The sequence below is a fragment of the Ruegeria sp. YTSC004 genome (genome assembly GCF_059609805.1).
The window spans coordinates 1-14,949 of record NZ_JBXWMJ010000030.1; the positions used below are offsets into that span (position 1 = coordinate 1).

Consider the following 14,949-nt stretch of genomic DNA (forward strand, 5'->3'; position numbering starts at 1 on the left):
CGCGGGATGGAGCAGCCCGGTAGCTCGTCAGGCTCATAACCTGAAGGTCGTAGGTTCAAATCCTACTCCCGCAACCACTTGGGTCGAACAAAGTACCGAACAAGCCGCCGCAAGGCGGCTTTGTTCATCCTGGGCTAGGCTAATCATCGCTGCCAGTGCACCTTCCAACTCGATCTGCACGCCATCCCGTTCATGTTGGATCGTAACACGTTCGATCAAGCCCCGAATGATCTCCAATGCCCCTGTGCGGATTGCCGGGTCGGATAGTGCCTGTGTCAAATCGGCGACCTTGGAGCGATAGAGTTCGGTCAGGTTCGGGTGCAGTCGCACTGGTGACGGTGCAGGTTCGGAGAGCTTACCATCAAGATCGGCGATCTGCGCTTCGAGTTCTTCGAGCTTGGCTTGAAGTCCGGGTGTACGAAAGCCCTCTGCGATTGCATCATAAAACCCATTCAGTTTGCGCGCAGCTTTGTCCCTTTCGGATTGCAAACGGGCCCGAGCTGCCTCCAACGCGCCCGTTTCCGCGTTGGCGGCTTCGCTGAAAGATTTGACGAATGTGGCCACAGCATCGGGCTGCATCAGGCGCTGACGCAGCAAACCCAGAACCGCGTCTTCCAGAACGTTACGGCGAATGGATTGCTTATGGGAGCATGTGCCGAGCTTGCGGGCGGCAGAGCAGGCGAGGTAGTCGCGTCCGACTGTGGCAAGCGGCCCTCCGCAGGTGCCACAGAATGCAAGACCTGTCAGCAAGTGTTTCTTGCGCCGCTTCTCCCAGAACCGTGTCTTCTTGATGGCTTTGACGCGGGGGTCGGCCTCGATCTCGCCTTGCCGTTGCTTCACCGCCTCCCAAAGATTGTCACCGACAATACGCATCTCGGGGACTTCTGTGATGATCCATTTGGAGGGATCGTTGAGACGGGACACACGCCTACCGGTCTCCGGGTCCTTGATGTAGCGCAACCGGTTCCAGACTAGGCGACCGATATAAAGCTCATTGTTGAGAAGGCCCGTTCCGCGTGTGCGGTGTCCCCGGATGGCCGTGTCACGCCATAGTTTGCCTCGGGCACCGGAAATATCCTCGGTATTCAGGCGGCGCGCAATGGCCTTCGGGGAATGCCCGTCGGAAAACTCCCGAAACACCCGCCGAATTACCTCAGCTTCCGCCGCGTTGATCCGTCGTTCTCCCCTGACGGGTAGGCCGTCCAGGCCGAGACGCCGGACGACGTCATAGCCGTAGCTATTGCCGCCACCGGAGCGTCCAAGTTCGACCCGCCCACGCAGTCCCCGCCGGGTTTTGTCGGCCAGGTCTTTGAGGAACCGTTGGTTCATGGTGCCCTTGAGGCCCACATGCAACTCACTGATCTCGCCTTCGGCCAGTGTAACGATGCCGACTCCTGCGAAGCTCAGGCGTTTGAAGATCGCTGCGATATCAGCCTGATCACGGCTCAACCGGTCCAGCGCCTCCGCCAAAACTAGGTCAACTCGTCCTTCCTGAGTTGCATTGATCAGCTCTGGCAGGCCGGGGCGCAACATCGAGGCACCGGAGACCGCACGATCTGAATAGGCGTCGACAATGGTCCAGCCTTCACGCTCTGCACGTTCTCGACACAGCCGCAACTGATCCTCGATTGATGCGTCCCGCTGCATTTGGCTTGAGAAACGGGCATAGATTGCAACTAGGGTCATCGCCGGGCCTTTCTCTTTTGGTTGATCAGGGCCGCATAGTCGCGGCCCGCTTCAATGGTCTGGGCGTGAAAATAGTGGCGCTCGGCTGTTCCGAAGCTCGTATGCGCAAGAATTGGTCGAATTAGCTTGGCGTGTTCCGGAGAAGATCGGGCCAGTGTTGTCGCGGCAGCATCCCGAAAGAAATGCGGCGGGATACGGCGACCCGTTAGCTTCAGCGTCTGCTCAGCGATCCGGGGGCTCAGCGCATCATTCTTCAAAGGAGTACCAGACCGGCCAACCCACAGGACATCGTGTTGCTGTTGGCCACGCTCCATAAAAAAGGGACGGGCTTCGTCGACATAACGGCGTAAGAGCGGCTCAACGCTCTGCGGAACATCAGCTTCCCAGGGATGCCCTGATTTGGTCAGATCCCCTGTGAGCGCAACAATCATGGCGTCCGGTGTGACTTGCAGGGATGGGCCAATCTGAAGCCCGGCGAAGGCACGTCGCCGCATGGGCATCAGGGCTAGCATGGCAATCATTGTTCCATCCCGCAGGCAGATCATTCTGCGTAACGATGTTCGGGCGACTTCTGCATGTTCCGTTGCCAGTGAGATACCTGCCCGAAGCAATACATCGCTGGACAGTACCCGGCCTAGTTTCCGATCCCGATCACCGTTGCCTGCGGTACGCTTCAATCCTGTTTTTAGCCTGCGCTGACCGGTCCAATCGTGCACAGGATCAGCCGCAGAGAGGACACGCAATACGCCATCTATGAACATCAACCGGGTCATCGGTCGGGTGTGTGAGAGGTCTTGAAGCCAAGCGGAAAGGCGCGGCAGGGTCGCGCGTCGCGCCGAAGGCAGCGTGATCGCATCCGCATCGCTAGTAATCAGCCATTGCAGCCATCGGGCATAGCGAAGTTCCAGCGTCTTCAATGAGGTTGCGCGCAGATGAGCGAGGGCGCCGCAATCGTCGAGTGGTCCGGCCGCCTTCTGAAGCTTGTCCCACATATCCCAGTCGGACGCGGGCCAATTGGCGAGAGGCAGAACCAGGCTCATCTGCGGCGCCCTTTCTTGGCGTCGATCAGGTCGGCAAAGGCGCGCGTTGCCGAACGTGCTTCAAGACCGGAATACATGTTGATCGTGTGGCTGACTTCCGAATGTCCGAGCAACCGGCGGGCAACCTCATAGCCCCCAGGATTGGCGTCGAGCCAGTTCATCACCGCAAAGTGGCGAAACAGGTGGGCGTTCATCTCCAACCCCGTTTCCTTCAATATCCGTTTAGAGATGCGTGCCGACAGAACGCTGGGGTCAACGGAATGTTAACCAACTCTCCGGGGAAACAGCCAGGTTCTTCACGCGAACTGGGCAGACCAGCAAGATGGCGATGGCGAGCGCATCTTCGCGTGCCAGAGCCCAGCCATACGGTTTGGACGTGCCGCGCGGTCGGGCGAAAATCCGTTCAGGCAGGAGCAGCAGGCGCTGCTGGTGCCGGTCCTCCTGCAACACCCTCAGCCGGCTTCGGTTTTTTTGGGTCATGCCATTCTGAGGTTTGACGGCCAGGCGCGCGGCAAGCCCCGACAGCGCGTCCCGGGTGTCATCGGGTGCATTGAGTATCCGGGCTAGGTTGCGGAGCAGCGCGGCGATCTCGCTGATCATCTTTGTGGTCAGGTTGTTGGTGCGCGATAACATCTGGCGCAAACCTCGTTCCGCCGTCACCGGATTGATCAGAACGTCCAATCCGCCAATGTGGCAAATTGGGATGCCAGAATGACCCAGTTCGGAGGCAAACCGAACCAACTGTCTTTGGTATTGGGCCAGGGTCGCGGATCGGAGTGCTCTGTTCTGACCGTCATCTGCCAGCGGGTCCGGTTTGGACAGACGATGCATCAGCTCTGCAAGAGCTGTTTGGAATGGCGTTGGAAACGCGGTCACCGAAAAAGCGATGACCTTCTGACGAGATTCCAGGGGCAAAGTGACCCTGGGCCATTGTGAAATACGTCGGGCCGCCAGGTTCCAGCCGTTGACTGCAGCCCGATATGCAACATCAGGAGATTTGCTGATCTCGTTTTGCTCAAGGGCTACTCGATAGGCTTGAGCATGCTTTTTGCGCACAGTGGCGGGTTTGACGCCTTGCCGGTTCAGATAATGCACGAAGCGGCAGAGTGCGGGTTGCAATGTCTTGTCTCCGGACGCCAATACAATCACCCAGAGCGCGTGCCAATCGGGAGACAGATCTTCAATCCGGTTGTATCGCCGTTCCACCAGCCCGAAATGCGCGAGCGCAGCCCGTGCATCGCTGACCGCGTTTTGCCAACTCTTTGGCGTGAGACCCAGCGCAGCCGGTGAGACCTGGGTCAAACGGGGCTGCAACCATCGGCTATCGCAGGGAACGTCCTCGGGCGGCAGCGCAAGGGCCTTCGCCACGCGGCGCAGGCCGGAGATCAAGTCGCGGCGGCGCGCGTCAGACAGAGAGGTGTCGGAGTACAGCTGTTCGATAAGGTCGGCAAACATCGGTGTGTCGGCTTTTACGAAGGCCAATCTCAATGGAACGGGGCTCTGCTTAGTCATCGGGTTTGCGTTCCTCTGGACATGTCTGGTCTCGGGCGGACTGGTGTGGACAGGAGGTCCGATTCGGGAAAAGCGTAGCACAGAAAGTTAGAAACTTATGGGGATACCCTCTTCCCGAAACGTGTTTAACAAATTGATATTAATAGACATTAACGGTCACGAGTGCCTACCAGCAATGTGCCTGCCGGTAGGCGGCATGAGCTGCCGGATCAATGCGGATGAGGCGTCCGCCGGGGCCAACCCAGATAACCTCGAGCAGGCCTGCTGCAATCGCACGGCGCACCGTCTTCTCCGAGCAATTGTCCAGTTCAGCGATGTCCTTCACCGTCAGCAGCTGGCGGGTTTGTTTTTTCATTGCATTGATCCGTGGCATCGTGATGCGCCTCCTTTTTGGCAGAGGCGTTCCGGCCCAGTTCCCGTACTGCCTGGGCAGCCAGCAATCGGACCAACTGGTCAATCGCTGTCTCAACCTGCTGGTGCGCTTGGTCGTCAGAAGGGGGTATGGCAGGAACGCGTGTCATGCCATGACCATGACAACGCAGGCTTGCTCATTCTAAGTGTATTGATTGCCCGATTCAGGCGGTGCCCAACGCTCTTTCTCTTCTCGCTCAAGCTTGCCGCGAAAATCGTCAATATCCACTCGGATCGTCTCACCGCTCAGGTTTTGTCCCGGATCGGTGATGAACCTCACGACAGACTGAATGAAGTCGACGAGCGGACCTTGCCGTTGTCCGCCGGGGCGACCGTCTGAGTATGTCGTATAGGTCAAAGGGCGACCGGCATCTTTCCAGATATAGCAGCAGCTCTCGACTGTACTGAAGGCGTTTGTCGCGCGAGAACCGCTTGTCGCGTGGCGACATCTCTGCAACCGCGCCGGGGGTCACAAGGATGTGCCGAATGTCATCTATCACGTCCTGAGTAAGTGTCGTTGCGGTCTCAATATTGTCGAGCACTTGGGGAAGAAGGTCTGCGTCTTCTGGCGTCGACGCGAAATAAGTCGAAAGCGAGCCCAATGAGTTCCGGAGTTCTTGGGGACTAATGGAACTCTGTTTGGCTTTCCGCAAAAGTTGCTTGAGGTGCTTTTGACCTCGTTCAATTGCTTGCGAGCGACGGACCTCGGTCAGGTTGATTGCGATGTCTTCATCGTTGTTGAGGCAATTCCCAAGAATCACAGAGAGTTCGCCAACGAGATTAGTTGGCAGGTCAAACCGTTCAGCCAAGCTCTCGATCATGTCCTCAGAAAGAGCGCCGCGTTCGCCATAACTGCCGAGCTTCCATGGCATCGAGCATTTGATCCCATCCATGTGCGGGTAGACCGAATAGTCACCTTCAATATCTACGACGTCGTGATTGTCCTTCGGACCGCTCTCCGCGTTAGCGCTCATGTTATTCTCCGTTTGGTTCACTCAATAGTCTGGTCGCACGTCCAAAAGCTGATGTGCATCAAGGCAGTATTGTTTGCTGAGGAAGCGCGCTGGTTGACACAAGGCGACCCCTTCAAAGGTTGCACATAAATAAAAGAACAGGAAGGGAACAATTTGGTTAGGTTCTGTGTCGAGCCGCTGACCCGAACCGTCTGCGCTATTGGTGGGCTGTTGCGCTTCGGGTCAGCTAAGGTTTGTACAACTTGCGGCCGCGCGAAACACAAAGATCCCACAAAAAAACGGATCAATACACTTAGTTAGCAAGAGCGCAAAATCGGACGTTCTGGGCCGGGATGGGTCTTCCTCGTCTCCGTTGCGCCCGGTTTATTCTTGCTGCTTTCCCTGGCAAACGATCAAAAAAAGCGGTGACCACGGTGTGTTCACGACCGGCCTCCAAGGTGAACTAAGGTTCGGGGACCACACCATGCCAGTGTCGCTCGCACATGGCTGTGTTGCGGACAAAGCTGCCGTTTGAATTAGTTCTGGGAATTTCGGCTTGTGCCGCACAGTTTGGAGCAGTCGCATACTCCAAAGACGCAATTAGGACACGACTTATTTGGTCAACCGCCCAGCTGCGAACACGTCCGGGTCTATCGCCATGAGATGCACGTCATTAGTTGGTGCCATCTCCAATTTTCTGCACAAACCTTCAGAAGGCGCGTTACCTTCACGGATCCCTGTGAAAAAAGTCCCAAGACCATGGAGATCACGCATAGCAAGCATTGAATTTGCGCCCATGATCAGGGCAATTCCCTCGCCCCGCCGCGATTCATCTGTCGCTAGCATACCCCACCAAGCCTGATCGGCATTCCGGTGATCAGGATGAAACTGCGCAACGGCTGCTGTTGCCGCGACGACTTCCCCCTTGCGGTCACGTGCCAACAAACACACGCTCGGGCGTCTCAGCCCGCGGATGAACGCGCCCATCGGAAGCAGGACTCCACATGCCTGTGTGAGCGTATCCAATTTGGCCAAGTCATCACCTGGTGTTTGCGCATCTACACGCACGAGTTCGAGATCATCGGGTAACTTGCGCGACGCCAAAACCATGGCCGCGGCTTCAAGCGATGCTGCGCTCCCTTGCCAGTCAACGAACTGATCCGTTTTCAGACCGTGCTGTTCAAGCCCTTCACGCCTACGATCGGCAGCTTCGACAGGAGTTCCTTCGGCCATGCAAACGCCCTGTAGTCGAGTCATCGCAATTTGCTTCACCAAATCGATGTCGTTCTCCGCGCTAAGGCCCACCGCGCGGCCATGGCAGGAATAAGTCGGGTCATTCTTGACCAATGTCCAAATACGGTCCGCCCTGCGTTGCAGGTCCTGCTGTTCTGGCTGGCCAAAAAATTCATTCGAAAAATCTGTCATAACTTATTCGTAGCATCAGCAAGCTTGATGGGAAGAAAAATCTAGCAACGCGCTTTGGCGACCAAGTAACAGCGGACAATCGTGTGCAGTGCAGCATTCAGTAGTTTGGGCTCTTTAGTTGATTCCGTTGCGCCTTGATCGAACCGCCGCTGTTGATCTGGGGGAGTAACGCTTGGGCCTTGGTGGCACCTACGGGGACCCTTCGTTGCCGAGCTCAGGCACTTAGACGTTCGCTTTAATATTGTTTGCGAAGCGCGGTCGGGTGAAAATGAAGTTTTTCAGTTCGATATTGTCTAAGCCTACTCTAAAGATCGGGACAAGCGTGTTGGAGGTTTCAACCAGAATAAGCGTATTCTGATCCGACATCGGGGGAAGAAGATCTTTATATAGACCGATATTGTCGTCCGTTAACTTTTCAACATACTCGCCGCGAATTGCAGACCAGTTCACCGAATGATTGTCGTTGGCTGCATCGTAAAGAACTAACGAAATTCGAATTTTCAAATCCGTATCATTTGCCACCATTAATTTGAACATTTCCACCATCGAGTCAATGTATTCGCTATTGATCTCCCGAGTTTCTCGAGAAACTAGGTCACCGATCGTATGTGCTGCTTTGGTGTTCGAGGCATTCTGCCTATAAGCGTCAAAAAATGTATAACCCGCCATGATCGCCCAAAAGAGGATTGGGATGACAAGAACGGCTTCGACGGAAATCGAGCCGTTTTCCCGGCCGAGGAATCGTTTTGAACAGTGTATCGAAAGTCGGTTAATCCTCATTCTATTTAGGCTCCTGTACGAAAACGGTTGTAGCGGTCAAAGCGTATTGACCTTCTTCGTTAACTATTGCCTTGCCCATAGCGGATGTCGGGAACCTGGGATTGATCTTGGCGCAGGCCCGAAGAACCATCAACTCGTTCTCAAGGCCGTTTTGAAAAGTCCGCACAGGGCGCACCTCGTCGGACAAGTCAGTGCAGTCAGGGATGGTCGGTACTGTTATGGACGCAAATGGATCTTGACGGATCATTTCTAGACGCAAGCTGTTTTCACAATTGCTGATAAAACCGGCTCGGTTGCAGATAATCGCCTTAATATCGTCATGCTGTGGGTTAATGCCGGTGTTCAGCCTAATGTCGCGAACGGTCATGTCGACAGCCCGCTCCAGTTGCGCATGTTTCAGTGTTACTAAGCCAAGCTCCAATCCCGAAAGAACCAGGAAAAACACGGCAGGGAATATGATAACAAACTCGACAGTCACATTGCCGTCTTCCTTGCGGCGAAGCTCAGTTAGAGCGGAGAACATCCGGCGCATCATTGTGTCAACCTCAACATACGAACCGAGGACGCGATTGAAGTAAAGGCATCTGTAAGGTCAGGCGCCGATGCATCATAGTAATGACTGGCAGAGCTTGCGCAGCCTTGCAGCACCTTTTGACCGTTCGCAGGGGCATTGACGCTGACACTAAAGACAATCACGCCTTCATCTTTGGCTGCCTTGCATACGTGCTTGGTGCGCGCATCCTTGGCTACTGCATTTTTCTTGCTGAACGCGCTGCTTTCCCACTGCCCATAGGCACTTGGCGACTGGGTGAAAATATTGTTTTCGATGTATTCCAAGGACACAAGGTTCAGCAGCTCAACGTAGGACAACTGTACCGACTTGCCGGGCTCGTCTTCTTTAACGCATGAAGTTTTGCTGCCATTGGTTGTGCAACGTGAGTCCCCGTTGCCGTAAGGGTGATCCTGCCAGCTGTTATCATGAGGCCACCAATACATAGGGGTGCCATTTGATTGGAAGACTGAGAAACGATCGGCTTCCTCATTGTACCACAAATCCGACAAGGTAGTACGCATCGAGGGGTTGAGCATGTGCTGATCGGTATTGTCCCCGTCGGACACCAGGATCAGAACTTTTAGAACGTTACTATTGTAATCCATTGGGCGATATTTGAATGCTTCCGGGACGATACCATCACCATCTGCGGATACAGGAGTGGCCAGACCATTGATGACTGGGCGTGTGCTCGGATCCAGTAAAATAAGGCCCCAATTTGCACCGTTGTCCAGGCCAGAATCTTCGTCTGCCACTGGGTTGCTTAGCTTGGTCAAGCCATCGACATAGTCATGAAGCACTGTTTCATTGTTTTGGAATGGCAGGATCGCTGATCCAGGGCGGATTGGGCAAACGGGATTTTGAATCGGCTCTTTTGTCTCGGTGTAAGGGTCGAAATGAGCCGTTTGCTCCAGCACTCTGGTCAGAGAAAGATCAGGCTTGCTAAATTCATTGTCGATAAAGTTGACGCAATGCGAGTGGCCATGAAAACGGTCGACATTGTAGTATTTCAGCAAATCTGCGCCAGCGTTAACCTGGCTGGAATACGGAATCAGGGAAAACGAAACTTCGTTGCTCCAATGCCCGTTTTTCTTTCCTATCTTTGTGATGATGTTTTTCGTTGCATTTTTTAATTGAAACAAGTCGATCGAGGTCGAAACGTCCAATACGATTGAGATTTCGGCAGCACCGACGCTTTCCTCGGCAGTGCTCGCTGCGGGTGCGATCAATGTATCAACACCAGAGAGGTGCATGAATTGGGTCTGTATCTCAGATTGGGCTGTCGCCGACACCTCTCGATAACCAGTGTCGTTGACTACATTGATATTGGTCAGATTTTCCAGAAGGCCCGCCTTTTCTAGGTACGAACGAACGATAGATCCTGGATCCGCCTTTTGATCAAGATCCGCCGCAGCCAAAACAGACCGATCCAGCGTGTACTGCAAATTTGCACGTTCGCTCTCGTGGCGCATGAAATCGATACCAATTCCCACAAAGGCGACAATAGCCACAAACATAAATAGGGCGAATATAGTAAGCGCGCCATCCTCGTCGCGGGCAAGACGTCGAGCACCTTTCCACACACCGAATGCAGGAGAAACGCTAGAGCTTGTTGATTTTACAAAATTCGTAGGCATTTATAACCTCCTTTAGCGGCGGAAAGCTGCCATAAGTTCATTTCTATTAGGGGAAAGCTCGCAATTGCAGGTATTGCAATTACGGAAACATTTACTAGGGCATTGACTCAGAATCCCTCTAAGCCTTTGGAATTAGGTTTATTTTTTAACTGAGAGCATCTCTATAAACTCTGTGATTTGAATATGTCAAAAATGCGGCGGCCTACTGGCCATTTGGAGGGATTATCTTTTATGGAAAAAAACGATTCATTAATGTCTGGTTAATATAGAGGCTTCAAAAATGGGGCTGCCTTCTTGAAAACGGCCATTCATCCCATCTGGCAGAGCACTCTGCAGCGCTGCGGTCAGCACCAAGGGCAACGCGCAGATGGTAGACTATGCAAACAAACATAGAAACACGCCTGCCTCCAAGCTGGTGATGGCATCCAGCAAGGCGCAAGAACAAGGGCCTCAGGACGCGATGATGGCCGCGATTCGAGCCGCATTTGTGGCCAACCCCATGAAAAAGCCGACCTTCGCTGCGCTATGTCGAATGAGCAGGTCGGGCTCGCAGCGGACGTTCAGTAATTTCAGCCCGATTTCTGCCTTGCGGACATTTCTGCCGTTTGCTGCGGCGCAGAGCCCCGGAACCAATTGAATGATTGCTCAGCAGGTGGAGTGGACGAACAGAACTATCTTTCGCTGTCTCGTCTGATAGCGCGGACCCTCATTGTCTATCTCAGGGCAAAAGCCTTCATCTACCACGGGATCGATATATAGCTTTCGGCAGACGCTCTATTTAGGAAAAAGGCCATTAGAAGAAAATACAACAATATTGGGGCAGCAAATATAGCCCTTCTTATCGTAGGTTTTAGGGAGCTATTCTTTTCCGGGCCAAATGTTTCGGCCTCGGCGTCGTTCAAAGGCGGGAATAGCTCCCTTTTGCTTTGCTTAACCATAGTCAACTCGTAAAAATAAACTATTTGCTATTTTCCAGACCTCACATTAACCGAGTGTTAACGCACCTATTATTTCCAATTTAACGGTTTTTTTTGATCGCTGCTGGAAACAGAAAATTGAAAACTACTGCTATTGTTAACAGTTTTATTTTCCCAAGTGATTCTTTTGGAAATAAAGGCCAAGTTGTTAATATTCCATTAAAGATAACAACTCCTGAAAGTCGAATAGCTGCCTCATTCTGGCCGTGTTTGAGCAACATTTTTAAGGATGGCATTCGTTCGCCACCGCTGACCAGTATTTCTCTAAACGAAAAGGATTTCTACCGTGTTGAACTTCCTTAAAGTGAGCGTCTCCGCAATCGTACTCTCTACATTTGTAGTCGCGCCAGTCGTGACCGTTCTCGCTTCCGATTACGCATACGCAAAAAATGGTAACGGAAAAGGTGGAGGTAACGGCGGCGGAAAAGGGGATAATGGAGGTGGCAACGGTGGCGGAAAGGGCGGCAACAACGGTGAAAAAGGTGCCAAAAGGGGATGGGGTTCCGACAAAACGCTGAACGGGGCAAATACGAAGTCTGCCAGCAAAAGTCGTAAGTCAAAGAGCGCCAGTCGTTTGGGTCGGGCTGTGAAGGAAGACTTTCAGGCCTTGGGCCGTAACCTGAAGCAAAACGGTGTCAAAGGTCTATTCAAAGGGAACAAGGCACGGACCACCACAACACGAACAAGTAAAGCGAGTGTCGCGCAATCCCCGAGACCACCAAGCAGAAAAGAAAAACTCCTTGATGATGGCACGCTTGCTCCGCGTAACCTCGGCAAACTGAATGGTGCCATTAACTCCAGTGTAAATGCAAAACTCGCGCATATCGCGAACGGACAGTATGCGAAAGGTACAGGGCCGGTGAGCCTGGCCGCTGGCCTTGCCGTAGCCGACGCAAATTTCAATCATGTCATGGGTGAAGATTACGACTTGAGCCCTGAAGAAGTGAAGGAAATTGCTGCGGCGTATGATTATTTGGACACGGCTCCAATGACGCTGGAGGAAGCTGAACAGGTTCTTGCCGATGAGGCGTCCACTCCCGGTACGATTGCGCCTGAAGATTTGGAAACCGCACAAGCGGTGAAAGATGCGCACGACGTAACAACAGATGAGGACGGAAATACGATAGCGCAACCGACGGACGATCAGTTGGCGGCTGCGGAGGCGGTGCATGACGCGGAGGCCAGTTTGTTGGGACATTACAAAGGCGATTTTTCTGAGGACAAAATCGTCGCGGAAGAACAGCAAGACCGCGTCCTCGGCGCGGTCCGTGCCTCCAATCCCGATGAAGAATCGGTAAAATCCACACTTGGCATTTCGGATGACGGAAGCGTTTATGCCGACGGCCAAGAGGACGATGATGTTGATGGAGAACCGGAGGAAGTAGATCAAACCCCGGGTGGAGAGGCGGAAGACGAATTTGCAAGTAACGGCTGAACGTAAAGTTAGAGGCCCGAAGGCAAAGATTTAGACGCTATTTCGACAGTACCGGTCTCCCGTTGGATTGAAACTGATCCACTAGTTGGATGGCACTATCACCTCTTTGGGGGTCACCAAAACAAACCTTACGCGGGACTAACATGTCTGCTTTGGGCTCATACCTCCGGTCGGGGCACGTCGCAGAGAATGGCGGCAGAGAACCCTAAGCCGCCGCTGACTACACTTTGGTCTTTTGCAAGTGCGGCAGGTTGCGAACCGCGCAAACCGGACATTCCCACGCGCTTCTCAGATGGCAGGGTAGCAGGACGAAGTTAGCTTTCGCTGCGGCTGCGCCAATGTCGGCATCGCGCAAGTTGCTCTCGGCTTAGATGCCAAGATTATTGGTGTTTTGCCGGTGGTCTCAGTAAGCAATTCTGATAGCCTAGTCTCAAAAATCGGGGCTTTCAGTTGCGCAGTCAGGACCTAAACCTTCTTGTCATTTTCGATGCTATTATGACCGAGGGGTCGATCACTCGGGCGGCCGAAAGATTGAACATCACTCAACCGGCAGTCTCGAATGCAGTTGGGCGGATGCGCGAGATCTGGAAGGATGATCTTTTCATCAAGGATGGAAGAAACATCGCGCCCACCCTGTTTGCCCAGAATCTCTGGGTGAAGGTAAAAGAACCATTGGAAGAGATTGACGAAGCCATCAATCCCAAAGGGTTCGATCCTTCCACGTCGCGCCGAACCTTTCGGATCGCGGCGACGGACCTGATGGTAGATTTGGTGTGGGCAGACCTTCGCCATCGCCTCGAACAAGACGCGCCGAATGTGTCCATCCAAACGGTGCCTTACACAATCTCAAACGGGGAAACGGTCCTCAATCGCGCATCCGTCGATATTCTCATTGGCGCAAACGACCTGATGCCTCCAATGAAAACAAGCGAATTATTGGTTGATCTTGAGTATGTCTGCGTGATGAATCCCGAACATGAACTTGCAACAGGTAATCTGACGCTGGAGCGCTTTGTTGCGGCGGATCATCTCTTGGTTTCTCTATCCGGTGATGTTCGCGGTTACACCGACATGGTGCTTGCCGAACATGGGCTGCAACGCCGTGTGGCAATGACAATAAATAATTTCGCAAGCGCCGCCAAAGTTCTGAGGGAAAGCACGCTTGTCTGTGTTTTGCCCTCTGTCACCGTGAGGCCTCTTATCGACTCCGGCACACTTTTGTCGCGCCCGCTTCCAATCCCGGTTCCGGGTCCTAAGCTAAGCTTGTTCTGGCACAAGCGCTCCGACCGGGAACCGGGCAATATTTGGCTTCGTGGACTTTTCAAGGAGTTGTTGCGGCCGGCATAGATTTGGCTAGTTTGGCCTCACTCGCAATCCACGATAAAAAGACCGACGATGCTTCGTACAGCGGGCGTAACAATCATGATGGCAGGCAAAGCAGCCAAAAAACCGACAATCCAGGCGCTCAGCCACGCCGAGATCAGGATTGGGACGATGCCGATGTTGATCGTCGTGACGACCAACGACATCAGGCCAGACATCAAAAGTGCCATGAAGAAGTAGAAAACGTACTGCGTGTATTGTTTTGGAATGACGTGCATGTTGTGTGGTCTCCTTGGAGGCGGCCGGCGGATTGGTTGTTATTTTTCCAGCGTCCAGTCGGCCAGGATGTTTCGGGTCCTCCGGTCTGAAGGACCCGATTGAAGGAACGCGGCTTAGGTGCGGCCTTGGACGGTGAAAGTTTGGCCGCTCCGGGCACCCTCAACACTTTTGCGAAACGCCTTGGCAGCGACCGCTGCAGGTACAGGCTCGGAACCCGCAAAGGCAGAACCGAAGAGGTCGACGGATTCTTCCAAAATGGTTGGACTGACTGCATTGACGCGAATGCCGCGCGGCAATTCCAACGCCGCCGATGCTGCAAATCCCTCTAGCGCACTGCACACGGTGGTGGCAGCGGACCCATAGCGGATCGGGTCCCTGCTGATGATGCCAGCGGTCAGGGTAAAGGACCCACCATCGTTGATGTGCTTGGCTCCTTCCATCACCAGATTGACCTGTCCCATCAGCTTGTTGTTCAGGCCAAGCTGCCACTGTTCTTGTGTGATGTCTGCCAGAGGGCCAAAATGCACGGCCCCTGTCGCCGACACCAGCGCATCGAAAGCGCCAACTTTCTGATACATGGCCTTAATCGACCCGAAATCGGTGATATCGACTTGGACATCACCTTCCGAGAAGCCAACTTCCACGACCTCGTGGTCGTTCTTCAGGTCTGATGTTATTGCGCTGCCAAGTGTTCCGGTGGCTCCCACAACGATGACTTTCATGATCTGTCTCCATTTTTATTGCTACAAACCGAACTGGTTTGGCTGAGACAGATATGCCGAAATCAAAACATAAATAAAAATAATGTATAAGCATGTGATATATTCTAAAAAATGATGTTTAAGCAGTGATGTTTTTCTTAAGCGGTTCTCTGATCGCGGTATTGTCAAGGGCGTTGGATTTGTTGTCCGCCGGGGTCTTGGTTCTCTCCGAAGTCA

The 14,949-nt window shown here is 53.4% G+C and carries 16 protein-coding genes and 1 tRNA gene; 5 read left to right on the forward strand and 12 right to left on the reverse strand.

All coding sequences use genetic code 11. The annotated features are described in order from the left end of the window. Positions 1-77 (forward strand) — tRNA-Met (locus AC2FFP_RS22985). Here the strand turns inward: AC2FFP_RS22985 and AC2FFP_RS22990 are convergent. The 10 genes from AC2FFP_RS22990 to AC2FFP_RS23035 form a co-directional block, all read right to left on the reverse strand. Beyond that, the gene (locus AC2FFP_RS22990; protein ID WP_496845389.1) at positions 34-1,686 is read right to left on the reverse strand and encodes a recombinase family protein; all 1,653 of its coding nucleotides are present in this window, start codon (positions 1,684-1,686) and stop codon (positions 34-36) included. The genes AC2FFP_RS22985 and AC2FFP_RS22990 overlap by 44 nt on opposite strands. Then, entirely contained in the window at positions 1,683-2,726 is a 1,044-nt protein-coding gene (locus AC2FFP_RS22995) for a tyrosine-type recombinase/integrase (RefSeq protein WP_496845384.1), read from the reverse strand. Before AC2FFP_RS22995 ends, AC2FFP_RS22990 begins: the two co-directional genes overlap by 4 nt. Continuing rightward, a complete protein-coding gene (locus AC2FFP_RS23000) occupies positions 2,723-2,920 on the reverse strand; it encodes a hypothetical protein (protein ID WP_496845385.1) in 198 nt (65 codons plus the stop codon). The genes AC2FFP_RS22995 and AC2FFP_RS23000 overlap by 4 nt, the downstream gene beginning before the upstream one ends. A 58-nt stretch (positions 2,921-2,978) precedes the next feature. Next, positions 2,979-4,238 (reverse strand): hypothetical protein, encoded by a 1,260-nt coding sequence (locus AC2FFP_RS23005; protein ID WP_496770835.1) that lies wholly within the window; start codon positions 4,236-4,238, stop codon positions 2,979-2,981. A gap of 166 nt (positions 4,239-4,404) precedes the next feature. Beyond that, complete coding sequence (locus AC2FFP_RS23010) at positions 4,405-4,611, reverse strand: helix-turn-helix domain-containing protein (RefSeq protein ID WP_496770837.1); 207 nt, start codon at positions 4,609-4,611, stop codon at positions 4,405-4,407. A 277-nt stretch (positions 4,612-4,888) separates the two neighbouring features. Beyond that, positions 4,889-5,623, reverse strand: coding sequence for a hypothetical protein (locus AC2FFP_RS23015; RefSeq protein ID WP_496770839.1), 735 nt, complete (start codon positions 5,621-5,623; stop codon positions 4,889-4,891). Positions 5,624-6,214: 591 nt separating this feature from the next. Further along, positions 6,215-7,027 carry a hypothetical protein gene (locus AC2FFP_RS23020; protein ID WP_496881561.1) on the reverse strand — a complete coding sequence of 271 codons (813 nt, stop codon included), beginning with the start codon at positions 7,025-7,027 and terminating at the stop codon, positions 6,215-6,217. Positions 7,028-7,249: 222 nt separating this feature from the next. Then, on the reverse strand, positions 7,250-7,807 hold the full coding sequence (locus tag AC2FFP_RS23025; RefSeq protein WP_496723926.1) for a TadE/TadG family type IV pilus assembly protein: 558 nt from the start codon (positions 7,805-7,807) through the stop codon (positions 7,250-7,252). A gap of 1 nt (position 7,808) precedes the next feature. After that, positions 7,809-8,330, reverse strand: a complete 522-nt coding sequence (locus AC2FFP_RS23030) for a TadE/TadG family type IV pilus assembly protein (protein WP_496770843.1) — start codon at positions 8,328-8,330, stop codon at positions 7,809-7,811. An 8-nt stretch (positions 8,331-8,338) separates the two neighbouring features. Then, a complete protein-coding gene (locus AC2FFP_RS23035) occupies positions 8,339-9,997 on the reverse strand; it encodes a TadE/TadG family type IV pilus assembly protein (protein WP_496770844.1) in 1,659 nt (552 codons plus the stop codon). A 367-nt stretch (positions 9,998-10,364) separates the two neighbouring features. Between AC2FFP_RS23035 and AC2FFP_RS23040 the strand changes: the two genes are divergently transcribed. From AC2FFP_RS23040 to AC2FFP_RS23055, 4 genes are all read left to right on the forward strand, one after another. Further along, on the forward strand, positions 10,365-10,634 hold the full coding sequence (locus AC2FFP_RS23040) for a hypothetical protein (RefSeq protein ID WP_496845388.1): 270 nt from the start codon (positions 10,365-10,367) through the stop codon (positions 10,632-10,634). A gap of 418 nt (positions 10,635-11,052) precedes the next feature. Next, complete coding sequence (locus AC2FFP_RS23045) at positions 11,053-11,277, forward strand: hypothetical protein (RefSeq protein ID WP_496770849.1); 225 nt, start codon at positions 11,053-11,055, stop codon at positions 11,275-11,277. Then, the gene (locus AC2FFP_RS23050) at positions 11,261-12,409 is read left to right on the forward strand and encodes a hypothetical protein (RefSeq protein ID WP_496770852.1); all 1,149 of its coding nucleotides are present in this window, start codon (positions 11,261-11,263) and stop codon (positions 12,407-12,409) included. The genes AC2FFP_RS23045 and AC2FFP_RS23050 overlap by 17 nt, the downstream gene beginning before the upstream one ends. A 450-nt stretch (positions 12,410-12,859) precedes the next feature. Beyond that, positions 12,860-13,756 carry a LysR family transcriptional regulator gene (locus AC2FFP_RS23055; RefSeq protein WP_496727536.1) on the forward strand — a complete coding sequence of 299 codons (897 nt, stop codon included), beginning with the start codon at positions 12,860-12,862 and terminating at the stop codon, positions 13,754-13,756. A 17-nt stretch (positions 13,757-13,773) separates the two neighbouring features. On the opposite strand, the gene AC2FFP_RS23060 is transcribed toward AC2FFP_RS23055, so the two are convergent. Both AC2FFP_RS23060 and AC2FFP_RS23065 read right to left on the reverse strand, forming a co-directional pair. Beyond that, positions 13,774-14,010, reverse strand: coding sequence for a DUF2798 domain-containing protein (locus tag AC2FFP_RS23060; RefSeq protein WP_496770854.1), 237 nt, complete (start codon positions 14,008-14,010; stop codon positions 13,774-13,776). Positions 14,011-14,124: 114 nt separating this feature from the next. Continuing rightward, the gene (locus AC2FFP_RS23065) at positions 14,125-14,733 is read right to left on the reverse strand and encodes a short chain dehydrogenase (protein WP_496727534.1); all 609 of its coding nucleotides are present in this window, start codon (positions 14,731-14,733) and stop codon (positions 14,125-14,127) included. Positions 14,734-14,949 lie beyond the last annotated feature (216 nt).